The sequence below is a fragment of the Pseudomonas sp. DR208 genome (genome assembly GCF_019823005.1).
Classification (GTDB): Bacteria; Pseudomonadota; Gammaproteobacteria; order Pseudomonadales; family Pseudomonadaceae; genus Aquipseudomonas; species Aquipseudomonas extremorientalis.
This window is the reverse complement of sequence record NZ_CP081944.1, coordinates 5,659,548-5,672,339: the sequence shown is the minus strand read 5'-3', so window position 1 is coordinate 5,672,339 and position 12,792 is coordinate 5,659,548. Positions and strand designations below refer to the sequence as shown.

At 62.7% G+C, this 12,792-nt stretch carries 11 protein-coding genes; 5 read left to right on the top strand and 6 right to left on the bottom strand.

Annotation, left to right across the window (positions count from 1 at the left end):
* Positions 1-95: 95 nt before the first annotated feature.
* The 3 genes from hemL to K5K89_RS25580 are packed head-to-tail and all read right to left on the bottom strand — an operon-like array spanning position 96 to position 2,836.
* Entirely contained in the window at positions 96-1,379 is a 1,284-nt protein-coding gene (gene hemL / locus K5K89_RS25590; protein WP_071489909.1) for a glutamate-1-semialdehyde 2,1-aminomutase, read from the bottom strand.
* An 11-nt stretch (positions 1,380-1,390) separates the two neighbouring features.
* Positions 1,391-2,020, bottom strand: coding sequence for a thiamine phosphate synthase (gene thiE, locus K5K89_RS25585; protein WP_093125718.1), 630 nt, complete (start codon positions 2,018-2,020; stop codon positions 1,391-1,393).
* Between the two features lie 18 nt (positions 2,021-2,038).
* Positions 2,039-2,836 carry a hydroxymethylpyrimidine/phosphomethylpyrimidine kinase gene (locus K5K89_RS25580; RefSeq protein ID WP_093125722.1) on the bottom strand — a complete coding sequence of 266 codons (798 nt, stop codon included), beginning with the start codon at positions 2,834-2,836 and terminating at the stop codon, positions 2,039-2,041.
* Positions 2,837-3,111: 275 nt separating this feature from the next.
* Between K5K89_RS25580 and K5K89_RS25575 the strand changes: the two genes are divergently transcribed.
* The 4 genes from K5K89_RS25575 (at position 3,112) to K5K89_RS25560 (ending at position 9,588) form a co-directional block, all read left to right on the top strand.
* Positions 3,112-5,502 carry a hybrid sensor histidine kinase/response regulator gene (locus K5K89_RS25575; protein ID WP_071489912.1) on the top strand — a complete coding sequence of 797 codons (2,391 nt, stop codon included), beginning with the start codon at positions 3,112-3,114 and terminating at the stop codon, positions 5,500-5,502.
* Positions 5,503-5,571: 69 nt separating this feature from the next.
* A complete protein-coding gene (locus K5K89_RS25570; protein WP_222540478.1) occupies positions 5,572-7,227 on the top strand; it encodes an acyl-CoA dehydrogenase family protein in 1,656 nt (551 codons plus the stop codon).
* A gap of 181 nt (positions 7,228-7,408) precedes the next feature.
* On the top strand, positions 7,409-8,881 hold the full coding sequence (amn, locus tag K5K89_RS25565) for an AMP nucleosidase (protein ID WP_161630243.1): 1,473 nt from the start codon (positions 7,409-7,411) through the stop codon (positions 8,879-8,881).
* A gap of 71 nt (positions 8,882-8,952) precedes the next feature.
* Positions 8,953-9,588, top strand: a complete 636-nt coding sequence (locus tag K5K89_RS25560; protein WP_261400793.1) for a pseudouridine synthase — start codon at positions 8,953-8,955, stop codon at positions 9,586-9,588.
* Here K5K89_RS25560 and K5K89_RS25555 read toward each other — a convergent pair.
* Positions 9,583-9,792 (bottom strand): DUF2788 domain-containing protein, encoded by a 210-nt coding sequence (locus tag K5K89_RS25555; protein ID WP_025999909.1) that lies wholly within the window; start codon positions 9,790-9,792, stop codon positions 9,583-9,585. The genes K5K89_RS25560 and K5K89_RS25555 overlap by 6 nt on opposite strands.
* Before the next feature lie 199 nt (positions 9,793-9,991).
* Positions 9,992-10,471 (bottom strand): Lrp/AsnC family transcriptional regulator, encoded by a 480-nt coding sequence (locus tag K5K89_RS25550; protein ID WP_003194418.1) that lies wholly within the window; start codon positions 10,469-10,471, stop codon positions 9,992-9,994.
* 397 nt (positions 10,472-10,868) lie between these two features.
* Between K5K89_RS25550 and K5K89_RS25545 the strand changes: the two genes are divergently transcribed.
* The gene (locus tag K5K89_RS25545; protein ID WP_071489915.1) at positions 10,869-11,897 is read left to right on the top strand and encodes a DUF6515 family protein; all 1,029 of its coding nucleotides are present in this window, start codon (positions 10,869-10,871) and stop codon (positions 11,895-11,897) included.
* On the opposite strand, the gene K5K89_RS25540 is transcribed toward K5K89_RS25545, so the two are convergent.
* Positions 11,894-12,787 carry a cation diffusion facilitator family transporter gene (locus K5K89_RS25540; RefSeq protein WP_222540477.1) on the bottom strand — a complete coding sequence of 298 codons (894 nt, stop codon included), beginning with the start codon at positions 12,785-12,787 and terminating at the stop codon, positions 11,894-11,896. The two genes, K5K89_RS25545 and K5K89_RS25540, sit on opposite strands and share 4 nt — an antisense overlap.
* Between the last annotated feature and the right edge of the window lie 5 nt (positions 12,788-12,792).

The following is a 12,792-nucleotide window of genomic DNA, read 5'->3' as shown; positions in this document are numbered from 1 at the left end:
GGATTGCAGGTGAATTCTCGGAAAAACTCGGAAATATCTGTAAGCAAAGTAGCAAATCAGACACCGTTTGCGGGGTGCCTGATGGTTGCGGCCTATTACTTCAGTGCGGCGAAGGCGCGTTCGGCGGCGTCGAGGGTCAGTTTCAGCTCGGCTTCGCCGTGGGCGATCGAGGTGAAGCCGGCTTCGAAAGCGCTCGGTGCCAGGTATACGCCGCCTTCCAGCATCAGGTGGAAGAAGCGTTTGAACAGATCGGCATCGCTGCCCATTACGTCGTCAAAAGTGACGATATCGTCGGCACCGCTGAAGTACAGGCCGAACATACCGCCCGCCTGGGTGGTGACAAACGGAATGCCGGCGGCATCGGCGCGCTGTTGCAGGCCGTCGAGCAGGCGCGTGGTGTAGTCGGTCAGCTCGGCGTGGAAGCCCGGGCGGCTGATCAGGCGCAGGGTGGTCAGGCCGGCGGCCATGGCCAGTGGGTTACCCGACAAGGTGCCCGCCTGGTACACCGGGCCCAGCGGCGCGATGTGCTGCATGATCTCGCGCTTGCCGCCGAAGCAGCCCACCGGCATGCCGCCGCCGATGATCTTGCCGAAGGTGCTCAGGTCCGGCGTGACGCCGTAGTGCGCCTGGGCGCCGCCGAGGGCGACGCGGAAACCGGTCATCACTTCGTCGAAAATCAGCACCACGCCGTGTTTGTCGCACTGTTCGCGCAGGCCTTCGAGAAAGCCCGGCGCGGGCGGCACGCAGTTCATATTGCCGGCCACCGGCTCGACGATGATGCAGGCCACGTCCTGGCCCACTTCATTGAGCATCTGCTCGACGGCGGCGATGTCGTTGAACGGCAGGGTCAGGGTGTGCTTGGCAAACGCGGCTGGCACGCCCGCCGAGCTAGGGACACCTTGGGTCAGCGCGCCAGAACCGGCCTTGACCAACAGGCTGTCGGAATGGCCGTGATAGCAGCCTTCGAACTTGATGATGCTGTCGCGGCCGGTGAAACCACGGGCCAGGCGGATCGCGCTCATGGTGGCTTCGGTGCCGGAGCTGACCATACGCACCATTTCCATCGACGGCACGATCGAGCAGACCAGGTCCGCCATCTCGGTTTCCATGGCGGTCGGCGCGCCGTAGGACAGGCCGTGTTCCAGTTGCTTGCGCACCGCGTCCAGCACGTCCGGGTGGCTGTGGCCGAGGATCATCGGGCCCCAGGAGCCGACGTAGTCCACGTAGCGCTTGTCATCTTCGTCGGTGACGTAGGCGCCTTCGGCATGCTTGAAGAACAGCGGCGTGCCGCCCACGCTCTTGAACGCACGCACGGGGGAGTTCACACCGCCGGGGATGTGTTTCTGGGCATTGGCAAACAGCGTTTCGGAACGGGACATGATCGGGCTCTCTAAACTGAAATTTTAAGAAGGTCGTTGAACGCACGGGCGCGGCGCGTGACTTCCTGGGTGCTATCGGCGCCAAACAGGCCGTGCACCACCGCCAGCAGGTCGGCACCGTGGGCCACCAGGGGTTCGGCGTTCTCCAGGGTGATGCCGCCGATCACGCAGATCGGCAGCTGCAGGCGCGCACGGGCCTGGGCCAGCATTTCGACGGTGGCGGCCGGGGCGCCGGGCTTGGTACTGGAATTGAAGAAGCGACCGAAGGCGACGTAGCTCGCACCCTCCTTGGCAGCCTGCTCGGCCAGTTCGATCTGGCTGTGGCAGGTGGAACCGATGATGGCCTTGGAGCCGAGCAGGGCACGGGCCGGAGTCAGCGGGCCGTCGGTCTGGCCCAGGTGCACGCCGACGCCGAGGCGCGCGGCCAGTTCGGCGTCGTCGTTGATAATGAGTTGGGTTTTGTAGCGCGAGCACAGCTCCCGCAGCTTTTCTGCTTCACGCAGGCGCCGGGCTTCGTCGCTGCTTTTGTCGCGGTATTGCAGCAGAGTCACGCCACCGTCCAGCGCCGCTTCGACGTAGGCGAGGAATTTGCCGGCCAACAGTTGGCTGTCGGTAATGGCGTAAAGGCCACGTAGTTTCATCAGGCAGGCCTCGTGCTGTTAAGAGCAGAAATCCAGCGGCAGACGGCGCGGCACGAACTGGCCCTGGCCGAGTTGTTCAGCGTCACGCAGGGTGCGCCAAGTGTAGTTGAGGGCCGATTGCACGGCGCTCACCAGGCCTTCGCCCTGGGCGATCCGGCCCGACAGGGCACTGGCCAGCGTGCAGCCCGAACCGTGATAACTGCCAGGCAGGCGCTGGCAGGTAAAGGTCTGGCGCGTGCCGTCGCGGCTGTAGAGGCGGTTGTGTACTTCGTGCTCGTCGCCATGCCCGCCGGTGATCAGCAAATGCCTGATATACGGCAGCAGCTTCTCGGCGCATTCGTCTGCCGAGCCTTCCGGCAGCTCGGCGAGGATGCGCGCTTCGGGCAGGTTCGGCGTGGCGATCAGCGACAACGGCAACAGCCGCTCGCGCATCGCATAACCGACCTCGTCCTTGCCCAGGCTACCGCCGCCACCGGCGCGCAGTACCGGGTCGCACACCACCGGCAGGTGCGGATGCGCCTGCAGCAGTTCGACCACGGTGTCGACCATCGCGGTGGAACCGAGCATGCCGAGCTTGACCGCCGCCACTTCGGAGTCGCCGAGCACGGCATTGGCCTGGGCCAGTACCCATTCGCGGTCGAGCACGCGGAAGTCGCTGACGTTGACCGTGTTCTGCACGGTCAGTGCGGTGATGGCCGGAGCCGCATGGCAACCCTGGGCGAGCAGGGCTTCGATATCTGCCTGCAAGCCGGCGCCACCACTGGGGTCATGGCCGGAGAGACAGAGGACAACGGGGCGAGAGCTGTAGATATTCATGGTGCGCGAGCTTACCACCAAACGCTTTTGGCGGGGCTGTTGCGCGAAAGAGGATTTTCACCGCGGGTGGAAGGTTTCAGCAACCCAGGTGAGTGCATGAACATTGCTGAAAGCACCGTTCTAGAGCCTTTCAAAAAATTATTTCAATGGTGTCTAATAGCCTTTAGTGGCTATGCTAGAGTGGATCCAAACTACTAACTGTATTGCCGGTGTACGTCTTCTCAAAAGGAATGGGGGGCTTTTTGACATAACCGGGCAGGCCACGCTGGGGCTCTATGCGCTATTTGCTGATTTTATTGTTGTGCGGGCTGCCGCTGCTCGCCAGCGCCATCGAGTTCAACCAGGACACGCGCAGCCTGCCGCTGGGTCGAGCCTTGCAAGTGCTCGAAGACCCGACCGATGCCCTCACGATCGCCGATGTCAGCGCACCCTCTGCCGTCACGCAGTTCAAGCCCCACGATAAAGACACGCTCAACGCCGGTTACTCACGTTCGGTGTTCTGGCTCAAGGTCAATCTGCACTACCTGCCTCAGAATCCTGAAGCCCAACGCACCTGGTTGCTGGAGCTGGCCTACCCGCCGCTCGACCATCTGGACCTGTACCTGCCCGACAGCACAGGCACCTATCGCCTCGCCGGGCGCACAGGGGATGCGCTGCCGTTTGCCGCCCGTGAGATTCGCCAGAACAACTACCTGTTCAAGCTCGACTTCACGCCGGGCGAAGCGAAAACCGTCTACCTGCGCCTGCAAAGCGAAGGCTCGATCCAGGCGCCCTTGACGCTGTGGTCCAGCACCGCCTACCTGGAACAACAGCCGCTGCGCCTGTATGTGTTGGGCCTGATCTACGGCGTGTTGCTGGGCATGCTGGTGTACAACCTGTTCATCTATCTCAGCGTGCGCGACACCAGCTACCTCTATTACATCCTGTATATCGCTTCATTCGGCATGTACCAGCTGTCGGTCAACGGCGCGGCAGTGGAGTACTTCTGGCCGGACAATCCCTGGTGGGCGAATGCCGCGACGCCGTTCCTGATTGGCTCGGCAGCGTTGTTCGGCAGCCTGTTTGCGCGCAGCTTTCTGCACACGGCCCAGCACAGCCGCTGGATCAACCGTCTGTTGCTGGGGCTGGTGGCGTGTGGCGGTGTGGTGATGCTGCTGTCGTTGATGACCAGCTACGCCCTGGCGCTGCGCCTGGCCACCGGCTTGGCGCTGGTATTTACCGTGACCATCTTTGTCGCGGCCATCAAGGCCTGGTATTGCGGGCAGCGGGTGGCGCGCTATTTCATCATTGCCTGGTCGGCGTTCCTGCTCGGCGGGGTGGTCAATACCCTGATGGTGCTGGGCTACCTGCCGAATGTGTTCCTGACCATGTACGCCAGCCAGATCGGTTCGGCGATCGAAGTAGCGTTGTTGTCCCTGGCCCTGGCCGACCGCATCAACGCAATGCGTGAGCAACAGGCGCAGATCCTGTTCGATGCCAGCCAGAAGCTCGAAGTGCTCAACCTCCAATTAGCCCGCAGCAACCGTCTCAAGGATGAATTCCTCGCCACCCTGACTCACGAACTGCGCACCCCGATGAACGGCGTGATCGGCTCCCTCGAACTCATGCAAACCGTGCCGCTGGATGCGGACCTGGCGCAGTACCAGCAAACCGCCGCCGGCTCGGCGCGGGACATGATGCGCATGGTCAACGGCATCCTTACCCTCACCGAGTTGCAGGCCGGGCGCCTGGTTGCGCGGCCCGAGGTGTTCAGCCTGCGCGGTACGCTCGACACCTTGCGCCAGCAGTTCAGCGCCAGCGCCCAGAGCAAGGGCCTGGCGTTTTCCATCGATGTAGCGGACGAGCTGCCGGACCGCGTGCTGGGCGATGCCGACAAACTGCTGCAGTGCCTCGATTGCCTGCTGGATAACGCCTTCAAGTTCACCCACGAAGGTTCGGTGCGCCTGCGGGTGGTCGGTGTGCCCCACAGCGATGGTCGCCTTCGCCTGAGTTTTATCGTCACCGACACCGGGATCGGCTTTGCTTTCCTTGATGAAGCCACCCTGTACCAGCGCTTTTTCCAGCTGGATGGCTCCACCACTCGCGAGTACGGCGGCCTGGGCATCGGCCTGGCCATCTGCCGGCAACTGGTCGAACTGCTGGGCGGGCGCCTCACCCATCATTCCGAGCCGCGCAAAGGCAGCCGCTTTCAACTGGAAGTGGAGGTCAGCCCGGTCCCGTCCGAGTCAAAGCCTGGACCGGACAAACAACGTGCGCCCCAGGAATGCTCGGTGCTGCTGGTGGATGACAACAGCGTCGGCCAGTTGGCGGTGCGCGGTATGTTGCTCAAGCTCGGTTACCGGGTGAAAACCGTGGACAGCGGCCCGAGCGCGTTGGCGGCGTTGCAGGCAGCGGATTTCGATGCAGTGCTGTTGGATGTTCCAGAAGGCGGTTTCTCGTTGTGCTGTCAGATTCGTGCGTTGCCTGGCTGCGGCGAATTACCGGTGATCGCCTTGAGCTCGTCACCGAATGTGTCGGAGCGCGAGGGCTGCCATGGCATCGGGATTTCCGAGCGCCTGGCCAAGCCTGTACGTTTCGAGGCGTTGCAGGTGGTATTGGAGCGTCGGTTGTTGTGTCCGTTAGAGGGCAAAAGCGCCGGACAATCGGCGGGTATGTCACTTTTTTAAGCGGTATGACGGTGCTTAACTGAAATGCAGGCCTCAACTGAACGTGGCCTTTTTTCTTGGAGGCCCGTCATGAACCTGCATCAATTTGCCGAAACCCACGACGTCACCAACCAGCCGCCGTCCCTGGACGGCACCAACCTGTACCGTATCGATCTGCCCCTGCAGGAATGGTCGCGCCGCTTTGGCGCCGGCTGGGCGCAGGCGCGTATCGATGCCTACGGTGTGTTGGCGGGCGGGCCATTGATGGAAGCCGGGTTCCTGGCCAACCATAACAAGCCGGTGTTCAACAGCCATGACCGTTATGGTCGTCGCATCGACCTCGTGGAATTTCACCCGGCTTATCACGAGCTGATGCGCACCGCCGTCGAACACGGCCTGCCGTCACTGCCCTGGGCCCATCCGCAGTCCGGCGCCCACGTGGCCCGCGCCGCCATGACCTACCTGCACAGCCAGGCCGAAGCGGGCACCGGCTGTCCGCTGACCATGACCTTCGCCTGTGTGCCGACGCTGCGTTTGCAGCCTGACCTGGCCGATATCTGGCTGCCGAAAGTCCTCAGCACCCAATACGATTCGCGCAACGTTGGCATCGCCCACAAGGCCGGTGCCACCATCGGCATGGCCATGACCGAGAAGCAGGGCGGCACCGATGTGCGTGCCAACACCACCCGGGCATATCCGGTGGGCGCCGGCGGGCCAGGGCAGGCTTATGAACTGGTGGGCCACAAGTGGTTCTGTTCGGCACCGATGTGTGATGCGTTCTTGACCCTGGCGCAAACCGACAAGGGCCTCACCTGTTTCCTGCTGCCCCGGCACCGACCGGATGACACACGCAACGAGTTCTACATCCAGCGCCTGAAAAACAAACTCGGCAACTGCTCCAACGCTTCCAGCGAAGTGGAATTCCGTGGTGCCCTGGCCTGGATGATCGGCGAAGAAGGCCGTGGCGTGCCGACCATCATCGAGATGGTCGCCATGACTCGCTTCGATTGCATGGTCGGCTCCAGCGCCCTGATGCGCCAGGCGCTGACCCAGGCCAGCCATCATTGTGCCCATCGTTCGGTCGGCGGCCGCGTGCTCAGCGAGCAGCCGTTGATGCAGAACGTGCTGGCGGACCTGGCGCTGGAAAGCGAATCCGCACTGGCCCTGAGCCTGCGCATGGGCCGTGCGCTGGATCATCTGGACGATGAACAGGAAGCCAAGTTCGCCCGGCTGGTGACGGCGGTGGGCAAGTATTGGATCTGCAAACGTGCGCCAGCGATGATCAACGAGGCCGCTGAGTGCATGGGCGGCGCGGGGTATGTCGAAGACAGCATTCTGCCGCGCCTGTACCGCGAGGCACCGGTGAACTCGACGTGGGAAGGGTCCGGCAATGTGCAGTGCCTGGACGTGCTGCGGGCGTTGTCGAAAGAGCCGGGCGTGCTGGAGGCACTGTTTGTCGAACTGGGCGATGGGCACGGCGACCGGCAGCTGGCGCGGCATATCGAGCAGTTGAAGTCGGCATTCATGGACACCCAGGACATCCAGTACCGTGCGCGGCAACTCACCGAAGACATCGCCGTGGCATTGCAGGCCAAGTTGTTGCTGGAGGCGGGGAATGCGGCGGTGAGTGATGGGTTTATTGCCAGTCGGTTGGGTGGCTCGTCTGGCCGTGTGTATGGAACCTTGCCACGCGGCGTAGATGTGGAGGCTCTCATCGCCCGCTCCACCCCCAATCTATCGGACTAAAATGCGGTAAACATGTGGGAGGGGGCTTGCCCCCGATAGCGGTGTGTCAGCGATAGATGTGTTGGCTGACAGTCAGCTATCGGAGGCAAGCCCCCTCCCACATGTTTACCGCATTCCAACTCTGGTGTTTCGGTGAGGCCGGGATACAGGCAAGATAAAGGCCTGCAAGTCAGAACACAGGATGCTTACCGTGACCGAAGCTTTTGTTGTCGTTCAAACCGCTGAAGAAGCCGTGGACCGGCTGGCGGCCCTGCATGAGCGTGCCACTGGCGCGCTCAATCAAGCCCTCAAGCAATACCTCAAAGATCGCGTCGAGCCCGACGCCGAACAACGTGCGCTGTTTCGCTACCCGGAACTGCGCCTGACCTACCACTGCCACGGTGAAGTCCCACAGACCACCCGGGCGTATGCCAAGGTCCAGTTGCCGGGAACCTACAGCGTCACCGTCACCCATCCTGCGGCGTTCCGTAAGTACCTGCTGGAGCAACTGGTGCCGTTGATGCACGACTTCACCGTGACCGTGGAAGTCGGCGTGAGCCAGCAGAACATTCCGTACCCGTACGTGGTGGAGCAGGGCGACGAACTGGCCGGTTCCGGCGTGACCGCCGCGACCCTGGCCCGTGTATTCCCCAGCACCGACCTGTCGGCCGCCACCGATGGCATCGCCGACGGCTTGTACGACTGGGAAAACACCGACCCACTGCCCCTGGCACTGTTCGATGCGGCCCGCGTGGACTTCTCCCTGCGCCGCCTGGTGCACTACACCGGCAGCGACTGGCGCCATGTGCAGCCGTGGATCCTGCTGACCAACTACCACCGGTATGTCGACCAGTTCATCCTGCATGGCCTGGAGCAACTGCGCAGCGACCCGCGCTTTATCCGCATGGTGCTGCCGGGCAACGTGGTGATCGACAAGAGCATGGATCACGGTGAGGCGTCGGCAATTGCCGCCGGTGTGGTGTGGCACCGTTACCAGATGCCGGCCTATCACCTGCAGGCCACTGATGGCCATGGCGTGACCCTGGTGAACATCGGCGTCGGCCCGTCCAACGCCAAGAACATCACCGACCACTTGGCCGTGCTGCGTCCGCATTGCTGGTTGATGATCGGCCACTGCGGCGGCCTGCGCCAATCCCAGACCATCGGCGACTACGTACTGGCGCACGCCTACATGCGCCGCGACGGTATTCTCGACCGCGTGGTGCCGCCGAACATCCCGATCCCGGCGCTGGCTGAAGTGCAGCTTGCGTTGCAGCAAGCGGCGGCTAACGTTACCGGCGAAAAAGGCGAAGAGCTGAAAAAACGCCTGCGTACCGGCACCGTGTTGACCTACGACGACCGTAACTGGGAACTGCGCTGGGCCCAGGAACGCCCACTGATCAACCTGTCCCGCGCCGTGGCCGTGGACATGGAGAGCGGCACCATCGCCGCGCAAGGCTATCGTTTGCGGGTGCCGTACGGCACCTTGTTGTGTGTATCGGACAAACCGCTGCACAGCGAAATCAAGCTGCCGGGTTCGGCCAACGCGTTCTATGAGCGTGCGGTCAGCCAGCACTTGAAGATCGGCATCGAGGCGGTGGACCTGTTGCGCACCGAACTCAACTCGCTGCACTCGCGCAAACTGCGCAGCTTCGACGAGCCGCCGTTCCGCTAAGCGGTTGGGATGGTCATTTAACGGTCAGGCCACTAGCATTGTCGGTCCTGACCGTTAGATGTTCCTTTGCCATGTCCCGTCCCACCCGTCCCGATTCGCGCCGCCCTGGCGTGAAACCCCCGTATTCCGCTGCGCGGCGTGTCGCCAAGGCACCTCCGGCCGAACCGAAGTTGATCCTGTTCAATAAACCGATCGATGTGCTGACCCAGTTCAGCGACGAAGGCGGCCGCGCGACGCTCAAGGATTTCATCGATATTCCCGGCATCTACCCGGCGGGCCGTTTGGACCGTGACAGCGAAGGCCTGCTGCTGCTGACCAATGACGGCCAGTTGCAGGCACGGATTGCCGATCCCAAACACAAGCTGGCGAAAACCTACTGGGTGCAGGTGGAAGGCGAACCCACCGAAGAACAGTTGCAACGCCTGCGCAAAGGCGTCGAACTGAACGACGGCATGACCTTGCCCGCCGAGGCTCGGCAGTTGGATGAGCCCGAGCTGTGGCCGCGCAACCCGCCCGTGCGCTTTCGCAAAAGCGTCCCGACGCACTGGCTGGAACTGGTCATTCGTGAGGGGCGCAACCGACAGGTACGGCGCATGACCGCTGCTGTCGGTTTGCCTACTTTGCGCCTGGTGCGCGTGCGGATTGGCGATTGGTCGATCGACGGCCTGGACCAAGGCCAGTGGAAGGAAGTGCCGGCGCGCTTATAACGCGCCGGACTCGATCAGGCCGATCACCACGCTCTTGATGATGAACGCGGCCACGCCCAGGCCCAGCACGAAGAACAGAATGAACGAGCCAAAGCGCCCGGCCTTGGACTTCTTCGCCAGGTCCCAGACGATAAAACCCATGAAAATGATCAGGATCGTGACCAGGCCGGTCATCATCCATTCTTCGAAGAGGGCGGGGTCGATGTTGTTCATGGGGGATTTTTCCGACAGGGCAGGCGGGCAGTATACGGCAGCGTTACCGACGCAACATTGACCTGGATCGAAGTGCAATCCAAATGTGGGAGGGGGCTTGCCCCCGATAGCGGTGGGTCAGTTGATAAATAACTGACTGACACTCAGCCATCGGGGGCAAGCCCCCTCCCACATTTGACCTTCACCGATCTTAAGTGCGCAGGTGGGTCAGGGGCAGTTCGGTGCTGTTCAATACCTGATTGAGCACAAAGCTGGAGCGCACGCTGGTCACCCCTTCGATACGGGTCAAATGCCCCAGCAGCAATTTCTGGTAGTGGTCCATGTCCGGCACCACCACCTTCAACTGATAGTCCGCATCCATTCCCGTCACCAAACTGCACTCCAGCACCTGGGGCAGGGTGCGGATCGCCGCCTCGAAGTTCTCGAAACGCTCGGGGGTATGGCGGTCCATGCCGATCAGCACGTAGGCGGTCAGGCTCAGGCCGAGCATCTTTCGGTCGAGCAACGCGACCTGGCGGGCGATGTAGCCGTCATCCTCCAGTTGCTTGACCCGGCGTGAGCAGGGCGACGGCGACAGGCCGATGCGTTCGGCCAACTCCTGGTTGGAGATCCTCGCGTCGCGCTGCAATTCCGCCAAAATACTCAGGTCGTATCGGTCAAGCTTGCTCATTGGGTTGGCCTTTGTCGTAACTATTGCGGCGAATTATCCATGAAGGGTTAAAAATTGCGCAAGCACTGTTTATTGACGCAATCTTCGCAATCATCTGTCGGCCATCTACGGGTATCTTTATCAACAGAATCACCGCCTGGACAACAGTCCACAGCAGCCCGCCCAATCAGGCTCGCTGCGGCCGCTACCCCAGCAGGGTTGAGCCGGCCTCCAGGCTGCACACTGTCCACAAGACGGCGTGAGGTGAGCCAACGTCAAAAGCGTTGAGCCAGGACGAAGTTCTCAAGGGGTGGCCGACGGGTCGCCCCTTTTCTTTTGCCTGCTGATAACCTGTGCGAGAACCGGGCCTGGCTTTTCCAGTCTCATGGACAGGCCCTAATCCGCAGTGAGGAATAGCATGAAGCGCATCTGGCGTATGGCAGGTGTAGGTTTGCTGGTGGTCACCGTTGGCGCCCAGGCAGTAGCCGACGAACGTGACAACGGGCCGCGTGGTGAAGGCGGTGGTCAGCATGAAAGAGGGCCGGAGGGCGGACGGCCAGGGGGCAATGAACAGCCGCGCCCGCAGAGCAACCCGCCACGGCCGGAAAACAATCAGCCACGCCCGCAGAATCAGCACTTTGATCGCGGCGGCCAGAACGGTGGCGGCCAATGGCAGGGACGTCCCCAGGGCAATGAGCAGGGGCGGCCGGTGCAACCCCCACCGCCACAACCGTCGAACAACCTGCCGATCCAGGGCCGCCCCGACACCGTACGCCAGACCCAGGAGCCCCGTCAGGGCTACTACCGCGACATCCCGCGCCGCAATGACGGCAATCAACACTGGGAAGCCGGCGGGCCCGGCTCGCGTCCCGGCGACAACCGCTGGCCAGGGCGCCCCGACGGTCATGGCAATGGCTGGGGCCCCGGCCCGCAACATCGCCCAGGCTATGTGATCGACCGTTTCCCCGACCGCAACTACCGTGTGCCTTACCGTGGCCAGGATTACTTCTACTCCGGCGGCTATTGGTATCGCCCGCAAGGCCCGCGTTATGTGGTGGTGACGCCACCGTACGGCATCCGTGTGCATTACCTGCCGGACTACGCGCGTGAAGTGTGGGTGGGCGGCGCGCTGTTCTTCCTCGCCGCGGGTGCCTATTACACCTACGAAAGCAGCTCCCAGCAGTACGTGGTCGTGCAACCACCGACGCAGGTGCCGCCGCCGCCCGCGCCGCAAGGCAATGGCTATGACGTGGTGGCGTACCCCGTCAACGGCCAATCGCCGGCCCAGGTGCAGCAGGACGGTTATGACTGCTATCGCTGGGCGGTGCAGCAAAGCGGTTTCGACCCGCAGCAAGTGACCTACGCCCCCGACCCGGCAGTGGTGCAAACCTATCGCCAGGCCCAGGGCAACTGCCTGAGCAGTCGCGGCTATCAGGTGCAGTACTAGGGTTTATTGCCCGTGACCACTTCCCGTGGGTCGGCGTGCACCAGCACTTCGGCACGCGGGTAGGCTTTGTGAATGGCATCGGCGGCCTGGTCGCTGATGCCGTGGGCCACTGACAGCGTCAATTCCCCCGGCAATTCCAAGTGCAACTGTACGAACCAGTGGCTGCCGGAAATCCGCGTGCGCAAATCATGGGCGCCCAACACTCCGGGCACACCACGGGCCAGTTCCAGCATGTGCTGGCTGACCTCCGGCGGCAGCTCCTCGTCCATCAGTACCGCAAAACTTTCCCGGGCGATCTGGATCGCGCTCCACAAGATATAGGCGGCAATGCCCAGGCCGAACCAGGCGTCCACCTGATGGTAGCCAAACCCTGCCAGCACCAGCGCCACCAGGATGCTGCCGTTGAGCAGCAGGTCCGAGCGATAGTGCAGTGAGTCGGCGCGCACGGCGTTGGAGCCGGTTTCGCGGATCACCCGGTGTTGCAGCATCAACAAGGCCACGGTCAGGACCAGGGAAAACACAATCACGCCAATGCTCAGCCACGGTGCGCCGACCGGCTCCGGGTGTTGCAGGCGCTGGTAGGCCTGGAGCGCGATCAACACCGCACTGACGCCGATGAATAGCGCCTGGGCCATGCCGGACAGCGACTCAGCCTTGCCATGCCCATAGCGGTGATCGTCATCGGCCGGGCGCAAGGCGTAGTGCACCGCGAGCAAATTCAACAGCGAGGTCACGCCGTCCAACAGCGAATCGGTCAAGCCGGCGAGCATGCTCACCGAGCCGCTGAGCCACCAGGCGATGGCCTTGGTGATAATCAGCGCACAGGCCACGCCCACCGAAGCGCGGGTGGCCAGGCGCAAGAGCCTGGCGTGTTCGGGACTGCTGGTCATGGACG